Here is a 16,407-nt window from a genome sequence, read left to right as displayed (position 1 = left end):
CAACGGCTCCAACGCGGGACCACGACGCCGCACCGACGCATCCGAAGAATCACTCACGCAAGATCTAACGACAGATCTCCGGCGCAGGACACTAGCCTTCCCTAGCGGGGGTCGAGCCCGTTCGAGAGGAACCACGGCAGCGGGTCGACCGGCCCGCTGCCGGCCGGGCGGATCTCGAAGTGCAGGTGCGGCCCGGTGCTGTTGCCGCTGCTGCCGACGAAGGCGATGACGTCGCCCTGCTTCACCGGCCCCTTGCGGACCTTGTACGCCCGCAGGTGGCAGTACCAGGCCTCGGTGCCGTCGGACATCTTCAGCACCGTCATGTAGCCGTACGACGGGTTCCACTGCGTGCGGATCGTGCCGTCGGTGACGGCCATCACCTCGGAACCGCCGTCCACCGGGAAGTCGATGCCGGTGTGGCGGTTGGCCCAGTGGGTGCCGGCCTCGCCGAACAGCTCGCCGAGGCCGTGCCGGGCGACCGGCATGACCACCTTGGGCTTGACGGGCTCGGCGCTCGGCTGCGCGTCCGGGGTGCCCTGGGCGTCGGCGGGCTGGGCGCCGGCCAGCGGCTGGCGGGCGTCACCGCGGGAGGCCTGGGCCGGGTCGCCGGCCGCGACCGCCTGCCGGGCGGCCGTCCTGGCGGCTTCGGCGCCGCCGTCGGCCGGGTTGTCCGGGCTCTTCGGGCTGTCCTGGGTGCCCGGGGCGTCGACCGCCGTCCGTGCCGTCCGGCCGGCCGCCTGGGCGTGCTGATCGGCCTCGTCCCGCACGGTGACGGCCGCCGCGGCGGCGACCCCGAGCGCGGCCACCGACGGCAGCGCGACCCGCAGCAGTGCGGTTCTGGTGGCGGCCTTGGCGGCGCCGCGGCGCTGGGCGCGGGACTGCTCGCGGGCGGCGAGGCGCAGCTCCGCACGGGTCGGGCGGGCGGCTGCGTCGGGAGCCATCGGGGGCTGCCTCCTCGGTGGGCCTGGGGCGCGTCGTCGGGCAGGGGAGCGGCGGGGAGAAGCGGCGGGGAGAAGCGGTACCGGGGAAGCGGTACCGGGGAAGCGGGGAGAAAACAGCCGAGACTGTATCCGCAAGGCCGACGCCCCGGAAAAACCTCCGGTTGTCAAGAGGTCGGCCGGGGGTCTGTGCGGTGGACGGGTGGACGGGCATACCCACTGGCAGCAAGGCCGGGGGCTGTGACTTTGCCCTCCTCTTGGGAGGTGGCGCGGCCAACCGGGCCGGGTGGCGCTAACCTCCCCTCAGGTTGGTTATCGACCGTTAACCGCACCCGTGGCCCGCGAGGTCCGGTCGGATGGTGGACGACGAGGTCCAGGAGGCAGTCATGAGTGTGTCGGGGCCGATCCGTGTGGTGGTCGCCAAGCCGGGGCTCGACGGTCACGACCGTGGCGCCAAGGTCATTGCGCGTGCCCTGCGCGACGCCGGTATGGAGGTCATCTACACCGGGTTGCACCAGACGCCCGAGCAGGTCGTCGACACCGCGATCCAGGAGGACGCGGACGGCATCGGGCTGTCGATCCTCTCCGGTGCCCACATGACGCTGTGCGCACGGGTGCTGGAGCTGTTGAAGGAGCGCGACGCGGCGGACATCAAGGTCTTCTGCGGCGGGATCATCCCGGACGACGACATCGCCGAGCTCAAGGCGATGGGCGTCGCGGACATCTTCACCCCGGGCACGTCCACCCGGGACGTCGTGGCCTGGGTCGCGGCCAACCTGCGGGCGGCCGGCTGAGGTTGACGGTGTGGGACGGGCCGGCCCCAGGCTTCGGCGGGGCCGGCCCGTCCTGTCGTCCTGTCGCTTCGGGAGCGGGCGTCAGGTACCAGGTGTCAGGAATCGAGTTCGGCGAGCATCGCGGCCCGGAAGCGCAGCGTCCCGGCCAGCCGGGCGAAGGTCTCCGACCAGGCGGAGTCGGGCGCGGCCCCGGCGGCCAGCTCCTCCACGGCGGACGCCGTCTCCGGGGCGAGCGCGCGTTCCGTCATCCCGAGCACCCCGCTGTGGCTCCACGGGTACGCGCCGGAGCCGGCGGCGCGGGCCAGGGCCGTCACCACGGCGGTGGACAGCGGCGGCGTCCACGGCGTGCCGCAGGCGCCGAGCAGCTGGAAGGCCTCGCCCAGGCCGTGCACCTCGATGAACGCGGCCGTCCAGGCGGCCCGCTCCTCGGGCGGGAGGACGGCCAGCAGCTTGGCGGGGGCGCCGGTGACGCGGGGCGCGCGGGCCCGTCCGGCGCCGCGGGCGGGCGGTGCGGGTGCCGGGCCGAGCAGCGCCCGGGCCCAGTCGGCGTCGTGCTGGCGGACGGCGGCGCGCGCCCAGGCCTCGCGCAGGTCGTCGGCCCAGCTGCTGCTGGTCTCGTCGATGCTGTCGCCGACCCGCAGGGCGAGCAGCTGCTCGGGTGTCAGGCCGGTGCTCTCGGGCCAGAGCCGAAGCGGTGCGGCGGCGATCACCTCGCCGAACCACCAGGCCCGTTCGCCGCGCCCGGTGGGGGACTTGAGCGGTATGCCGTCGCGCTGCATGGCCGCGTCGCACTCGGCGGGCGGGGTGACCAGCAGGTGCGTCCCGGTCGCGGCGAGACGGACGGCGGCCCCCGCCCGCTCGGCCATCCGCCGGGCGAGGGCCGAGCCCGGCAGGGTGGAGAGCAGTTCGGCGGCGGTGGCGCGGACGTTCTTGCTGCGGTCGCCGAGGGCGGCCTCCAGGAAGGGCTCGTCGGCGGCGGAGAGGCCGTCCTGGAGGGAGTCCAGGAAGAGCAGGCGGTCCTCGGCGCGCTCGGTGGACCAGGTGCCGCTCAGCAGCTCCAGGCCGGCGGCCGGATCGCGGCGACGCAGCAGGGTGAGGTGGGTGACCCGCTCGGCGAACAGGCCCTCGTGCCACAGCTGGTGGTCGACGGGCCCGCCGGGCTGCTCGGCCGGATCGGGGGCGGCGGTGCGCAGCACGAAGCGCCAGTCGGGGTTCTGTTCGGCCAGCCAGCGGCCCAGCGGTCCGGCCAGCGCGACGGCGTCGGAGCGCAGTTCGCTGCGGGCGCGGGCGGCGTCGAGCAGGCCGGGTATCAGTGCGCCGGGCGGGCGCAGGCCCCGGGCGCGGGCGGTGGCGAGCCACTGCGGGAGCAGTTCGGCGAGGTTGGCCAGGGTGGCGCCGCCGCTGCCGCCGCTGCCGCCGGACCGGCCGGCCAGCAGGACGGCGAGCCGGCGGGCGGCCGCCGCGGGCAGCTCGGGGCGCCCGTCCTCGGGCGCGGGCGGGCCGGGCGGTCCGGCGGCGGGGACGGGCAGGGCGCCGGCCCGGCGGCGGACGGTGGCGAGGGCGGCCAGCTCCAGCAGCGCGGTGGCCGGGTCGGCCTGGTCGACGGTGTCGGCGAGCGGCAGGGTGGTGGCCGGGAGCGGGCGGCGGTCGGTGCCGAGCAGGGCGGTGGTGTGCAGGGTCTCCCACGGGTCCTGGGTGATCGTCATCTTCGATGCTCCTGACGTGTGCTGGACGCTAGACGGTGGTGAGGCCGATCGGGCGGTCGTGGCCGGCCCAGGCCGTGACCGGGGCGAAGCCCTGGTGGCCGTACTCGCCGAAGACCGTCAGCGGGCGGCCGGTGGAGACCGCGGCCAGCCGCCACAGGGCCGCCTCCGGGAGGGCCGAGGTGCGGACGGGCAGGGTGTGGTGGCCGTCCGTCAGGTACCAGCCGTCCGGGGTGCGGACGGGCACGGCGCCGGCGAGGACGGTCGGCCAGCTGTCCAGCCACGGGTCGTCGGCGACGGCGGTGCCGTAGCCGGCCACCGCCTCGGCGACGGTGAGGCCGTCGGGCGGGCCGGCCGGGCCGGGCCCGGGGGCGCCGTAGCGGGTGCCGAGGGCGGCGCGCAGCGGGCGGGCGCCGGGGTGGAAGGCCAGGTCGGCCTCCAGCAGGTGGCCGGTGGGCAGGGCGAGGTCGGGGGCCTGACCGGGGCGGCCGAAGGCGAGCAGCAGGGCGGGGCGGCCGGTCTTGGCGCCGCGCAGCCAGACCCGGCGGGTGGTGAGCCGCTCGTCGGCGGAGTCGCGGCTGCCGAGCACCTGCCAGCGGTCGCGCACGGTGGGGCCGGCCAGGATCTCGGCGGTGTCGGTGGGGTAGCCGACCCGGGTGCGGACGGTGGCGGCCAGTTCGGCCGGCAGCTCGTCGACGCGGGTGGCGGCGGTGGCGAGCAGGTGCAGCATCGCGTACTCCTCCAGGAGCCGGTCCTGCGGGGCGGCGTCGAGTTCGCGGACCCGGGTGGCCAGGCCGGGGGCCTGGGCGTCGACCATCCGGGCGGCGACCTCCTCCCAGGGCCCGGCGGTGGACTGGTCGGCCAGGCCGTGCCGGATCCGGTCGGCCAGGCGCAGCCGCAGCTCGGCCGCGCCGGCCGCCACCCGGGCGCCGCGCCGCTCGGCCCGGCGGCGGGCGGCGGCCGGGTCGGCCGGGGGCGCGGCGCGCTTCTCGGCGCGCTCCTCGCGGGACGTGAGCCAGTCGGCCGCCCACGCGGCGGGCTCGGCGGCGGGGACGGTCTCCGGGGCGCCGCTCCACAGCAGGAGGAGCCCGAGCGCGTGCTTGCACGGGAACTTCCGGCTGGGGCAACTGCACTGGTAGGCGGGCGTGGCGAGTTCGATCACGGTGCGGTACGGCGTGCTGCCGCTGCCCTTGCACTCGCCCCAGAGCGCGGTGCCGTCGGTGCCCGCCCCGGACCAGGGCACGGGCGAGGAGAGCTTGCCGGCCGCCTTCTGCGACGCGGCGTCAGGTGCCAGGGACAGGACGTGTTCGGTGCTCCAGCGTTCCTCCATGCGACCGACGGTAGGCGGTGCCACTGACATCGGCTGACTGCCCGTCGGGAGCGCCCCGGGGTTTGTCAGTGCCGGGGTGCAGGGTGGTTCCCACAGGCCGGGACGCCGGCCCCAGCTCCCCCCGATCACCCTGCCGCCGGGGCACCCGTGTGCCCGGCGGCCGACCCGAAGGAGCCCCCGTGACCGACGTTCTGCGGCAGCATGCCGAGGACGCCTTCGCCGGTGAACTGGCCGCGCTGGCCGCGCAGGACGACCGTCCGCGCCCGGAGCGCTGGAAGCTCTCGCCGTGGGCCGTGGCGACGTACCTGCTCGGCGGCGAACTGCCCGACGGCACCCCGATCACCCCCAAGTACATCGGCCCGCGCCGGGTGGTGGAGGTCGCCGTCACGACCCTGGCGACGGACCGCGCGCTGCTGCTGCTCGGCGTGCCCGGCACCGCGAAGACCTGGGTGTCCGAGCACCTGGCCGCCGCGATCAGCGGCGACTCCACCCTGCTGGTGCAGGGCACCGCCGGCACCCCGGAGGAGGCCGTCCGGTACGGCTGGAACTACGCCCGGCTGCTCACCGACGGCCCGAGCCGGGACGCTCTGGTGCCCTCGCCGCTGATGCGGGCGATGGCGGACGGCAAGCTCGCCCGGATCGAGGAGCTGACCCGGATCCCGGCCGACGTGCAGGACAGCCTGATCACCGTCCTGTCCGAGAAGACGCTGCCGGTGCCGGAGTTGGGCGGCGAGACGCAGGCGGTGCGCGGCTTCAACGTGATCGCCACCGCGAACGACCGCGACCGCGGCGTCAACGAGCTGTCCAGCGCGCTGCGCCGGCGGTTCAACACCGTCGTGCTGCCGCTGCCGGGCTCGCTGGAGGAGGAGGTCGACATCGTCACCCGCCGGGTGAACCAGCTCGGCCGCTCCCTGGAACTGCCCGAACTGCCCGGCGGCGCCGAGGAGATCAGGCGGGTGGTCACCGTGTTCCGCGAGCTGCGGGCCGGGATCACGACGGACGGGCGGACGAAGGTCAAGAGCCCGAGCGGCACCCTCTCCACGGCGGAGGCGATCTCGGTGGTGGCCAACGGCCTCGCCCTGGCCACCCACTTCGGGGACGGCGTGCTGCGCGCCGGGGACGTGACGGCCGGCATCCTCGGTGCCGTCGTCCGGGACCCGGTGGCGGACCACGCGGTGTGGCGCGAGTACGTCGAAGGGGTGGTGCGCGAGCGCGACGGTTGGAAGGACTTCTACCGGGCCGCCCGCGAGGAGGTGCGATGACCGAGGACGTCGCGCTGCTCGGCATCCGGCACCACGGCCCGGGCTCGGCCCGGGCGGTGGCCGCCGCGCTGGAGCGGTGGCGGCCGGACGCGGTGCTGATCGAGGGCCCGCCGGAGGCCGACGGCATCGTCCACCTCGCGGCCGGGAACGGCCTGGTGCCGCCGGTCGCGCTGCTGGCCCACGCGGTGGACGACCCGGCGAGGGCCGCGTTCTGGCCGTACGCCGAGTTCTCCCCGGAGTGGGTGGCGATCCGCTACGGCGTCGAGCGGGAGCTGCCGGTCCGCTTCATCGACCTGCCCGCCGGGTACGGCCTCGGCCCCGCCCCGGAGGCCGGGGAGCCGGGGGAGCCCGCCGGGCCGGTCGCCGACCCGCTGGCGCTGCTCGCCGAGGCGGCCGGGTACGACGACCCGGAGCGCTGGTGGGAGGACGTGGTCGAGCACCGCGCGCCCGCCGCGCCCGGTACGGACGGCGGCGGGGACGACCCGGACGGACTGGCGCCGTTCGCCGCCGTGGCGGAGGCGATGGCGGCGCTGCGCGCGGAGGGCCTCGGCGAGTCCCGGCGGGACGACCTGCGCGAGGCGTACATGCGCCAGCAGATCCGGGCCGCCCGCCGCGCCGGGCACCGCCGGATCGCCGTGGTCTGCGGGGCCTTCCACGTGCCCGCGCTGGCGGTGCTGCCGACGGTCGCGCACGACCGGGCGCTGCTCGCCGGACTGCCGCGGAAGGTGAGGACGGACATCACCTGGGTGCCGTGGACGCACCGCCGGCTCTCCCAGGCCACCGGCTACGGCGCGGGCGTGCGGTCGCCGGGCTGGTACCACCACCTGTTCAGCACCGAGGGCGATCCGGTGCCGCGCTGGCTCACCCGGGCCGCCGAACTGCTGCGCGCCGAGGACCACCCGGTCTCCTCCGCCCACGTCATCGAGGCGGTCCGGCTCGCCCGCACGCTGGCGGTGCTGCGCGGCCGCCCGCTGGCCGGGCTGACCGAGACCCTGGACGCCGTCCGCGCGGTGCTCTGCGAGGGCTCGGACGTCGCCCTGGAACTCGTCCGGGACCGCCTGGTGGTCGGCGACGCGCTCGGCGAAGTCCCGGACGCGGCACCGGCGGTGCCGCTCCAGCGGGACCTCACCCGCTGGCAGCGCACGCTGCGGCTCAAGCCCGAGGCCGCGCCGAAGGACCTCGACCTCGACCTGCGCAAGGACACCGACGCGGCCCGCTCGCGGCTGCTGCACCGGCTGCGGCTGCTGGGCGTCGACTGGGGCGTGCCGGCCCGCTCGGCGGTCAACTCGACCGGGACGTTCCGGGAGAGCTGGCGGCTGTGCTGGCAGCCCGAGTTCGCGGTCCGGATCGCCGAGGCCGCCCAGTGGGGCACCACGGTGGAGGAGGCGGCGACCGGCAAGGCCGTCGGCAGCGCCCGCGCCGCCGTCGAACTCGCCGAGCTGACCGGGCTGGTGGAGACCTGCCTGCTGGCCGGGCTGGCCGGCGCGCTGCCCGCCGTGATGCGGGTGCTCGCCGACTGCGCTGCCCTGGACACCGACGTCGCGCACCTGGCCGGGGCGCTGCCCGCGCTGGTCCGGGCGCTGCGCTACGGCGATGTGCGCGGCACCGACCACGGCGCGCTCGGCGAGGTCGCCACCGGCCTGGCCGACCGGATCTGCGTCGGGCTGCCGCCCGCCTGCGTCGGGTTGGACGCCGAGGGGGCGGCGGCGATGCGCGGCCGGCTCGACGAGGTGCACGGCGCGATCGGCCTGCTCGGCCCGGCCGCCCGTCCGGAGCCGGACGCCCCGGATGCCCCGGACGGATCAGCGGGCCCGGGCACCCCGGCAGCCTCCCCGGGCCCGGCCGGTTCCGAGGGCCCGGCCGGTTCCGAGGGCCTGGCCGACCGCTGGGCCGCCGCCCTGCGCTCGCTGGCCCGCCGCGAGCCCGCCGGCGGCCCGGCCACCGGAGCCCCCGGCCTGCTGCGCGGGCGCGCCGTCCGGCTGCTGCTGGACGACGGCCGGCTCGACTCCGAGGAGGCCGCCGGCCGGCTGCGGCTGGTCCTGTCCACCGCCAACGCCCCGGCGGACGCGGCCGGCTGGATCGAGGGCTTCCTCACCGGCGGCGGCGCCCTGCTGCTGCACGACCCGCGCCTGCTCGCCCTGCTCGACGAGTGGCTGACCGGCGTGCCCGGCGAGGTCTTCACCGACGTCCTGCCGCTGCTGCGCCGCACCTTCGCCGGGCTGGAGGCGGGCGTCCGCAGCACCATCGGCGGCCGGGTCGCGGCCGGCCCGCTCGGCGAGGCCCCGGCGGCCCGGACCCCGGGCGGCACCCTCGACCGGGTCCGGGCCGACGCCGCCGTCCCGGTGGTGGCCCTGCTGCTCGGCGCCCGCCCCCGGATCCCCCGGCAGGCCGCCGGCCGCAACACCTGACACCCGTGAAGGAGGACCTGATGGCGACCACGACCGACGAACGGCTGCGCCGCTGGCGGCTGGTGCTCGGCGGCGAGGCCGACGGCACCGGCTGCGCCCTGCGCGGCCGGGACGCCGCGATGGACGGCGCCCTGGCCGCGCTCTACCGCGGCGCGCCCGAGGAGGGCGGCCGGGCGGCCCGCGGCGGCCGGCGCGGCGCCGGGCTGGGCGGCTCGGCCCCGCAGGTGGCGCGCTGGCTGGGCGACATCCGCGAGTACTTCCCGTCCACCGTCGTCCAGCTGATGCAGCAGGACGCGATCGCCCGGCTAGGCCTGGAGCGGCTGCTGCTGGAGCCCGAGATGCTGGAGGCCGTCGAACCGGACGTGCACCTGGTCGGCACCCTGCTGTCGCTCAAGCACGCGCTGCCCGAGACCACCCGGGAGACCGCCCGGGCCGTGGTCGGCAAGGTGGTCGCCGATCTGGAACGCCGGCTCGCCGACCGCACCAGGGCCACCCTGGGCGGCGCCCTCGACCGCAGCGCCAAGGTCAACCGGCCCCGCCACCGCGACATCGACTGGGACCGCACCATCCGGGCCAACCTGAAGAACTACCTGCCCGAGCACGGCACCGTCGTGCCCGAGCGGCTGGTCGGCTACGCCCGCGCCCAGCGCGCGGTGAAGAAGGACGTCATCCTCTGCATCGACCAGTCCGGCTCGATGGCCCCGTCGGTGGTGCACTCGGCGGTGTTCGGCGCGGTGCTCGCCTCGATGCGCACGCTGGACACCCGGCTGGTCGTCTTCGACACCTCGGTGGTCGACCTCACCGAACAGCTCACCGACCCGGTCGACGTCCTGTTCGCCACCCAGCTCGGCGGCGGCACCGACATCAACCGCGCGCTCGCCTACTGCCAGTCGAGGATCACCCGGCCGTCCGAGACCGTGGTCGTGCTGATCAGCGACCTCTACGAGGGCGGCATCCGGGACGGCATGCTCAAGCGCGTCGCCGCGATGAAGGCGGCCGGCGTCCAGTTCATCGCCCTGCTGGCGCTCTCCGACGAAGGTGCGCCCGCCTACGACCACGCCCACGCCGCCGCCCTGGCCGCCCTGGGGGCCCCGGCCTTCGCCTGCACCCCGGACGCCTTTCCGGAGATCATGGCCGCGGCGATCGAGAAGCGCCCGCTGCCGGTGCCTGACCAGGGAGTGTGAGGATTCACCCGGACGTGCGAACCGGCCGACCGGCGGACGGGGGGTGCGCCGACCGCCCCCGTAGGCTGTCTGTGACGGTTCTCACCACGGACGGGCAGGCCCCGGGCGAAACAGTCCCGTCGTACGGGGATAACCTGCCAGACGGACGTGACGCGCGTGTTGATTGACGTGTGCGCCCGTGGCTGTGTGGGCCGCAAGGCCGTACCTCTGCGTACCCGCACCGCCCCGACGACCCGCAGCGAAGATCCTGCCGTGGCACGCTCGTAGAGACACAATCCGCGACCACGAACAAGGACAAACACGTGGACCTGTTCGAGTACCAGGCGAGGGACCTCTTCGCCAAGCACGGTGTGCCCGTGCTTGACGGTGATGTGATCGAGACCGCCGCAGACGCTGCCGCCATCGCGGAGCGCTTCGGCGGCCGCGCCGTCGTCAAGGCTCAGGTGAAGGTGGGTGGCCGAGGCAAGGCCGGTGGCGTGAAGCTCGCCTCCGACCCGGCTGACGCCGTCGCCAAGGCCGAGGCGATCCTCGGCATGGACATCAAGGGCCACACCGTCCACAAGGTGATGCTGGCCCAGACCGCGGACATCAAGGACGAGTACTACGTCTCGTTCCTGCTGGACCGCACCAACCGCACCTTCCTGGCGATGGCCAGCGTCGAGGGCGGCGTGGAGATCGAGGTCGTCGCCGAGGAGAACCCCGACGCGCTCGCCAAGATCCCGGTCGACGCCAACGAGGGCTGCACCCCGGAGAAGGCCGCCGAGATCGTCGCCGCGGCGAAGTTCCCGGCCGAGATCGCCGACCAGGTCGCCGACGTCCTGCAGAAGCTGTGGAAGGTCTTCATCGCCGAGGACGCCCTCCTCGTCGAGGTCAACCCGCTGATCAAGTCCGGCGAGGGCAAGATCATCGCGCTTGACGGCAAGGTCTCGCTGGACGAGAACGCCGAGTTCCGCCAGCCCGAGCACGAGGCCCTGGAGGACAAGGCCGCGGCCAACCCGCTGGAGGCCGCCGCCAAGGCCAAGGGCCTGAACTACGTCAAGCTCGACGGCCAGGTCGGCATCATCGGCAACGGCGCGGGCCTCGTGATGAGCACCCTCGACGTGGTCGCCTACGCCGGTGAGAACCACGGCGGCGTCAAGCCCGCCAACTTCCTCGACATCGGCGGCGGCGCCTCCGCCGAGGTCATGGCGAACGGCCTGGAGATCATCCTGGGCGACCCCGACGTCAAGTCGGTGTTCGTCAACGTCTTCGGCGGCATCACCGCCTGCGACGCGGTCGCCAACGGCATCGTGCAGGCCCTGGAGCTCCTGAAGAGCAAGGGCGAGAACGTCACCAAGCCGCTGGTCGTCCGTCTGGACGGCAACAACGCGGAGCTGGGTCGCAAGATCCTCGACGACGCCAACCACCCGCTGGTCCAGCGCGTGGACACCATGGACGGCGCCGCTGACCGCGCCGCCGAGCTGGCCAACAAGTAAGGAAGGGGACTTTCACACCATGGCTATCTTCCTTACCAAGGACAGCAAGGTCATCGTCCAGGGCATGACCGGCTCCGAGGGCATGAAGCACACCCGCCGCATGCTCGCCTCCGGCACCCAGATCGTCGGCGGTGTCAACCCGCGCAAGGCCGGCACCACGGTCGACGTCGACGGCACCGAGGTGCCCGTCTTCGGCGGCGTCGCCGAGGCCATGGAGAAGACCGGTGCCGATGTCACCGTCATCTTCGTGCCGCCGAAGTTCACCAAGGACGCCGTCGTCGAGGCCATCGACGCCGAGATCGGCCTGGCCGTCGTCATCACCGAGGGCGTCCCGGTGCACGACACCGCCGCCTTCTGGGCGTACGCCGGTTCGAAGGGCAACAAGACCCGGATCATCGGCCCGAACTGCCCCGGCCTGATCAGCCCCGGACAGTCGAACGCCGGCATCATCCCGGCCGACATCACCACCTCCGGCAAGATCGGCCTGGTCTCGAAGTCCGGCACCCTGACCTACCAGCTCATGTACGAGCTGCGGGACATCGGCTTCTCCTCGGCCGTGGGCATCGGCGGTGACCCGGTCATCGGCACCACCCACATCGACGCCCTCAAGGCGTTCCAGGAGGACCCGGAGACCGAGCTCATCGTCATGATCGGTGAGATCGGTGGCGACGCCGAGGAGCGTGCCGCGGCCTACATCGCCGAGCACGTCACCAAGCCGGTCGTCGGCTACGTCGCGGGCTTCACCGCCCCCGAGGGCAAGACCATGGGCCACGCCGGCGCCATCGTCTCCGGCTCCTCGGGCACCGCCCAGGCGAAGAAGGAGGCCCTCGAGGCCGCCGGTGTCAAGGTCGGCAAGACGCCGTCCGAGACCGCCCGCCTGGCGCGCGAGATCATCGCCGGCTGACGTCGGTCGACCGCGCAGCGAGCGCCCCTGCCCTTCACGGGCAGGGGCGCTCGCGCGTCCGCGGACGCCGTCAGTACGGCGTGGGCCCGGTCGTGCACGGCAGCGGTGACCACAGCGGGCAGACCTCCGGACCCTGCGGCGGCGGGGCGCCCGCCCCCCGGGCGACCGCCGGCAGCTCCCACCGCGCGGCGGCCTGCGGCGCCGACTCCATCACGACCGCCTCCACCCCCGGCGTCGGGCTGCACCACAGGCTGCGGACGACGTTCGGCGGCCCGCCCGGCAGCGCCGGCACACCCGGCTCGCCCGCGCCCGCCGCCGACAGGCACATCGCCGGCTCCGGCGGCTCCGGGGACCGGAACAGCGTCACCGGCCGGATCCCCACCAGCGTCGCCAGCGCCGCCCCGCCCACCGCCGCCGTCAGCAGCGCCGCCGCCCCCGTCCGGCTCGCGGTCCACAGGCGGTGCCGGGCCCGCAGCACCGGCACCGGGGGCCGGTGCGGTTCCGGGCAGCCCCGGACCGCCGCCCGGTGCAGCAGCCCGCTCAGGCCGTCCGCGAACCCCGGCGCCGCCGGATCCGGTCCCAGCAGTTCCGGTACCCACCGGGCCAGTGCCGCCCGGGCCGCCCACACCCGCCCCTCGGCCGCCGCCAGCGTCGACTCCACCTCCACCGCGACCGCCGCCGCCGGCAGGCCCAGCCCGTCGTGCAGCACCAGCGCCCGGCGCTGCGGCCGGGACAGCCGCCGCAGTGCCTTCAGCAGCGCCCGGTCCCGGTCGGTCAGCCGGTCGTGATCGGGCAGCACCGCCTGCGACTCGTCCGCCGGCCGCACCCGGATCCGCCGGTGCGGCAGCTTCCAGGCGTGCATCCGCCGGGGCCCGCCCCGGTGCCACGGGGACAGTGCCAGCTCGCACGCCCGTACCCGCACCCACCCTTCCGGATCCCCCGTCGCGGCCACCTCCGCCCAGCCCCGGCGCGCCGCCCCGAACGCCAGCCGGACGCAGTGCGCCGCCCGGTGCCGGCAGGCGGTCAGCAGGAACACCTGCTGCACCAGCCGGGTGTGCGCCTGCTCGTACAACTCCTCGAAGCTCCCGGCCGGCCCGGCCCGCTCGCCGTCGGCCGGCGTGGCCACGTGGGCGGGCCGCCCGGGGTCGGCGGCCGGGCCGTCGGGTCGGTCCTGCGCCGCGGGCGGGGTGTCGCGGGTGCCAGGCGGTGTCGTGGTGACGGCGGGTGTGCTGATGCTCCCTCCCGGGGCGGTCTGGGCGTTCTGGGTGTGGGCGGCGGCGGTGGCGTGGGCGGCCTGGCCGGGGTGCGCGAGGGCGGGCCCGGCGTGCTCTCCTCCGGTGCCGAGGACGGGCGGGCGCTGCGGTGCGGGGTCGGGGGTACGGGGGTCGGCGGCAGGGCCCGCCTGGACGTCGCCCGGTGCGTCGGGGCGGGGCGGTGCGTCGGGGCGGGGCGGTGCGGGGTCGGGGCTCTTCGGGCGGGCGGTGGTGAGGGCGACGGCCTCGGCCTCGGTGGCCGCGCCGAGTTTGCGCATGGCCCGCTGGACGTAGCTGCGGGCGGTGGCCGGGGTGACGCCGAGGGCGGCGGCCGACTGCTGGAGGTCGCGGCCGGCGGCGAGGTGGGCGAGCACCTGGGCCTCACGGGGTGTCAGTTTCCTTAGGAGGCGGGCCGCGTCCTGGTCGGGGTGGGTGGTCCGGGGCTTGCGGGCGCGGTTCCCGGGGGTGGGGGAGTCGGCGCCGGCGGGGTGTTCGGCGGTGGGCGGCGTGGTCATCAGACGCTCCGGGCCGGTCCGCCGGCGGCTTGGGGATCGGGTCTGAAAATGCGCATAAGCCAATAATCTGGGACACGGCGGCGGTTTGCCGCTTCACGAGGCATGGCGAGTCGCCTTGGCACTATGAGGCGCATGACGCAGCTGATGGGCCGTCCGATCCTGGAACTGCCGGGCGAACTGGGCGGACGCCCGTTGCCGGCCGACCTGTTGGCGGGGGTGCGGACGGCGCTGGTCGGCCTGGCGGTCGTCGGGGTGCCGGTGCTCGGGCTCTGGGTGGCGACGCCGTACGCGGACAACGGGGCGACCGGCGCCACCCGGTTGGCGGGGGCGTTGTGGCTGCTCGGGCACGGCGCGCCGGTGCTGCGGGGGGACGCGGGCGCGCCGCTGACCGTCACCCCGCTGCTGCTGGGCGTGCTGGCGGTGGCTCAGCTGTACCGGGCCGCCGCCGGGGTGGCGTCGCGGCGCGGGCCCCGGCCGCGCTGGGGCGGCCCGGTTGCGGTGTGGGCGGGCTACTGCGCGGTCGCGGTGGCGGTGGTGCTGCACTGCACGGGCGCCGGGCTGTTCCGGGCCAGGGTGCTGCCGGACGTGCTGGTGGTGGGGTTGCTGGCCGGGCTGGCGACGGCGGCGGGCGCGCGTTCGGCCCGGGCCGCCGGCCCCGACGCCCCGCCCCGCCGCCCGGCGTGGCAGCTGCTGGACCGGCTGCCCGCGCCGCTCCGACCGGTCGGCGGCGCGGCGGCGGTGCGCGGCTCGGTGCTGGCGGCCGGGGCGGGCCTGGTGGCGGCGGGCGGGGTGCTGGTGGCGGTGGCGGCGGCGCTGGACGCGGCGTCCGGGGGCGGGCACGGGATGGCGGTGCTCGGGCGCGGACCGGCGGCCCTGGTCGGGCTGCTGCTGCTCGGGGTGGTGCTGCTGCCGAACGCGGTGCTCTGGGGGACGGCGTACGCCCTGGGCCCGGGGTTCGCGGTGGGTTCCGGGACGGTGGTGGCGCCGGGCGGCACCGTGCTGGGCCCCGTCCCGGAGTTCCCGATGTTCGCCCTGCTGCCGGCGGAGGGCCCGGGGGGCTGGCGGCTGGCGGCACTGCTGCTGCCGGTGCTGGCGGGGGTGGTGCCGGCGGTGCTGCTGGGCCGGGCGGCGGCCGGCCCGCGCGCGGCGGCCCGGGCCGACGACAGCGATGGCGTCGACGACGGTGACGGGGGCGGCGACGGACCGTGGCCGCTCGCGGCGACGGTGGTGGCGGTGCTGGCGGCGGCGCTGCTGACGGGCGTCGCGGTGGCGGCGGCGGGCTGGCTGTCGGGTGGCGCGCTGGCGGGCGGCCGGATGGCCCGGCTGGGACCGGCGCCCTGGTGGACGGGACCGGCGGCGGCGGGCTGGTTCGCGCTGGTGGCCGTGCCGGGCGCGCTGCTGGTCCGCCATCGGGCGCTGTGCCCCGCAACGGTCCCGGAGGCCGACGAAGAGGTCGGCAGAGAGGTCGACGGGCAGACCGCCGAGAAGCTCGACGCGTACGCCGACGAGGAGGTCCCGCCCGCGGGCCGCGCCCGGTCGGCCGAGCGGCTGCGCCGGGGGGTGCTGCTGCTGCGGGCCCGCGGGTACGCCGCGGTGCTGCGCCTGGGCGGGCGGGCCCCCGGGAACGACTAAGCCCTGTCCGTCCTGGGCCTTGTCCGGCAAGACCGGACGGACAGGATCTAGAAGGCTGATGAAGATCTTGAAAACGCGCCCGGCTTGCACCAGTTCGACCTGGTTGACATTTCCTGGCAAGCCGGGGTGAATCGGGTGTCCGAAGCAAGATCTTCAGGAGACTTCTAGCCCGCGTTCCCGGTGAAGTCGACGTACCACTTGGGCGCGAACCGGTCGCAGTTCTCGGCGCCGACGGAGGTCAGCGAGTCCCGGACGCAGGTGACGTAGTCGTTGTAGTACATCCCGAGGCCGATCACCGAGGTCGCGACCACGACGGTCATCGCGCCGGTGAGGATTCCGGCGAGCGCGGCCGGGGTGAGCGGGTTCGGGGCGGCGGGCTGGTGGGCGGCGCCGGTGACGGCGGCGGCCGGGGCGGGCTTGGGGGTCCGCAGTGCGCTGACGCCCCACACGATGCCGAGCGCGCCGACGAACAGGGCGGCCCAGTGGAAGCCGACGAACAGGCAGACCAGCGCGAGCGGCCCGGCCAGCGCGGCGTTGCGGGCCCGGCGCTGGGCGGGGTCGGCGGGGTCGAGCTTGGGCGGCTGCGGGGCCGGGGGGTTGGGGCGGCCGTCCTCGGGCCGGCCGAGGCCCCAGGGATGCGGCGGCGGGAGCTGCGGGCGTTCGCCGGTGCCCTGGCCGCCGGTGTCGTCCCGGCCCTCGCCGGGCCAGGGGTTGCGCGGCTGCCACGGCTGGTCCGGGGCATCCGCCGGCGGCGGCGCGAAGGGGTTGCGCTCGCCGGTGTCGTCACCGCTGCTCATGGTTCAGCCATTCCTTCTCGGTCGGAGGGGCGGTCTCCCGCCTCCCCTATGATCCCGCAGCCGTTCGCCGGTCCTCCGGCGGCCTGCCCGCTGCGCGGGTGCCGGGCGGGCCCGTGCCCGGGGCAACTCCGCCGCGCGGGACGGAGGAGATCCCCGTCTCAACTACGCGCGTAGCGCCGCCAGGAGGGTGCGGAGGCCGTCCGACCAGCCGT

Annotated in this window: 12 protein-coding genes; 7 read left to right on the top strand and 5 right to left on the bottom strand. The window is 75.9% G+C overall.

What is annotated here, in order from left to right; translation table 11 throughout:
• Positions 1-101: 101 nt before the first annotated feature.
• Positions 102-941, bottom strand: a complete 840-nt coding sequence (locus AB0O19_RS36685) for a peptidoglycan DD-metalloendopeptidase family protein (RefSeq protein ID WP_363625918.1) — start codon at positions 939-941, stop codon at positions 102-104.
• Positions 942-1,324: 383 nt separating this feature from the next.
• Between AB0O19_RS36685 and AB0O19_RS36680 the strand changes: the two genes are divergently transcribed.
• Complete coding sequence (locus AB0O19_RS36680; RefSeq protein WP_063351339.1) at positions 1,325-1,732, top strand: cobalamin B12-binding domain-containing protein; 408 nt, start codon at positions 1,325-1,327, stop codon at positions 1,730-1,732.
• A 95-nt stretch (positions 1,733-1,827) separates the two neighbouring features.
• Here the strand turns inward: AB0O19_RS36680 and AB0O19_RS36675 are convergent, their stop codons facing one another.
• Together AB0O19_RS36675 and AB0O19_RS36670 are read right to left on the bottom strand one after the other, a co-directional pair.
• On the bottom strand, positions 1,828-3,438 hold the full coding sequence (locus tag AB0O19_RS36675) for a DUF5691 domain-containing protein (RefSeq protein WP_363625916.1): 1,611 nt from the start codon (positions 3,436-3,438) through the stop codon (positions 1,828-1,830).
• 28 nt (positions 3,439-3,466) lie between these two features.
• A complete protein-coding gene (locus AB0O19_RS36670; protein ID WP_363625914.1) occupies positions 3,467-4,765 on the bottom strand; it encodes an SWIM zinc finger family protein in 1,299 nt (432 codons plus the stop codon).
• A gap of 179 nt (positions 4,766-4,944) precedes the next feature.
• Here AB0O19_RS36670 and AB0O19_RS36665 point away from each other — a divergent pair, with 179 nt between their 5' ends.
• The 5 genes from AB0O19_RS36665 (at position 4,945) to sucD (ending at position 11,998) form a co-directional block, all read left to right on the top strand.
• On the top strand, positions 4,945-6,027 hold the full coding sequence (locus tag AB0O19_RS36665; protein ID WP_363625912.1) for an AAA family ATPase: 1,083 nt from the start codon (positions 4,945-4,947) through the stop codon (positions 6,025-6,027).
• Positions 6,024-8,435, top strand: coding sequence for a DUF5682 family protein (locus AB0O19_RS36660; protein ID WP_363625910.1), 2,412 nt, complete (start codon positions 6,024-6,026; stop codon positions 8,433-8,435). Before AB0O19_RS36665 ends, AB0O19_RS36660 begins: the two co-directional genes overlap by 4 nt.
• A 20-nt stretch (positions 8,436-8,455) precedes the next feature.
• The gene (locus tag AB0O19_RS36655) at positions 8,456-9,619 is read left to right on the top strand and encodes a VWA domain-containing protein (protein ID WP_363625908.1); all 1,164 of its coding nucleotides are present in this window, start codon (positions 8,456-8,458) and stop codon (positions 9,617-9,619) included.
• A 302-nt stretch (positions 9,620-9,921) separates the two neighbouring features.
• Positions 9,922-11,094 carry an ADP-forming succinate--CoA ligase subunit beta gene (sucC, locus tag AB0O19_RS36650; protein WP_363625906.1) on the top strand — a complete coding sequence of 391 codons (1,173 nt, stop codon included), beginning with the start codon at positions 9,922-9,924 and terminating at the stop codon, positions 11,092-11,094.
• Positions 11,095-11,113: 19 nt separating this feature from the next.
• Entirely contained in the window at positions 11,114-11,998 is an 885-nt protein-coding gene (sucD, locus tag AB0O19_RS36645) for a succinate--CoA ligase subunit alpha (RefSeq protein WP_063349021.1), read from the top strand.
• Between the two features lie 70 nt (positions 11,999-12,068).
• Here sucD and AB0O19_RS36640 read toward each other — a convergent pair whose 3' ends face one another.
• Positions 12,069-13,766, bottom strand: coding sequence for a sigma factor-like helix-turn-helix DNA-binding protein (locus tag AB0O19_RS36640; RefSeq protein ID WP_363625904.1), 1,698 nt, complete (start codon positions 13,764-13,766; stop codon positions 12,069-12,071).
• A gap of 132 nt (positions 13,767-13,898) precedes the next feature.
• Between AB0O19_RS36640 and AB0O19_RS36635 the strand changes: the two genes are divergently transcribed.
• Positions 13,899-15,398: a DUF6350 family protein gene (locus tag AB0O19_RS36635; RefSeq protein WP_363625902.1), complete on the top strand. Its 1,500-nt coding sequence runs from the start codon at positions 13,899-13,901 to the stop codon at positions 15,396-15,398.
• A gap of 164 nt (positions 15,399-15,562) precedes the next feature.
• On the opposite strand, the gene AB0O19_RS36630 is transcribed toward AB0O19_RS36635, so the two are convergent.
• A complete protein-coding gene (locus tag AB0O19_RS36630) occupies positions 15,563-16,195 on the bottom strand; it encodes a hypothetical protein (RefSeq protein WP_363625900.1) in 633 nt (210 codons plus the stop codon).
• Positions 16,196-16,407: the final 212 nt, after the last annotated feature.

It is taken from the genome of Kitasatospora sp. NPDC091276, from assembly GCF_040684355.1.
Classification (GTDB): Bacteria; Actinomycetota; Actinomycetes; order Streptomycetales; family Streptomycetaceae; genus Kitasatospora.
This window is presented reverse-complemented; position numbering and strand designations above follow the sequence as displayed.

Bases quoted from the DNA above. Each gene is read 5' to 3' on its own strand.
- AB0O19_RS36685 (WP_363625918.1), bottom strand. From the start codon at position 941: ATGGCTCCCGACGCAGCCGCCCGCCCGACCCGTGCGGAGCTGCGCCTC.
- AB0O19_RS36680 (WP_063351339.1), top strand. From the start codon at position 1,325: ATGAGTGTGTCGGGGCCGATCCGTGTGGTGGTCGCCAAGCCGGGGCTC.
- AB0O19_RS36675 (WP_363625916.1), bottom strand. From the start codon at position 3,438: ATGACGATCACCCAGGACCCGTGGGAGACCCTGCACACCACCGCCCTG.
- AB0O19_RS36670 (WP_363625914.1), bottom strand. From the start codon at position 4,765: ATGGAGGAACGCTGGAGCACCGAACACGTCCTGTCCCTGGCACCTGAC.
- AB0O19_RS36660 (WP_363625910.1), top strand. From the start codon at position 6,024: ATGACCGAGGACGTCGCGCTGCTCGGCATCCGGCACCACGGCCCGGGC.
- AB0O19_RS36655 (WP_363625908.1), top strand. From the start codon at position 8,456: ATGGCGACCACGACCGACGAACGGCTGCGCCGCTGGCGGCTGGTGCTC.
- sucD (WP_063349021.1), top strand. From the start codon at position 11,114: ATGGCTATCTTCCTTACCAAGGACAGCAAGGTCATCGTCCAGGGCATG.
- AB0O19_RS36640 (WP_363625904.1), bottom strand. From the start codon at position 13,766: ATGACCACGCCGCCCACCGCCGAACACCCCGCCGGCGCCGACTCCCCC.
- AB0O19_RS36635 (WP_363625902.1), top strand. From the start codon at position 13,899: ATGACGCAGCTGATGGGCCGTCCGATCCTGGAACTGCCGGGCGAACTG.
- AB0O19_RS36630 (WP_363625900.1), bottom strand. From the start codon at position 16,195: ATGAGCAGCGGTGACGACACCGGCGAGCGCAACCCCTTCGCGCCGCCG.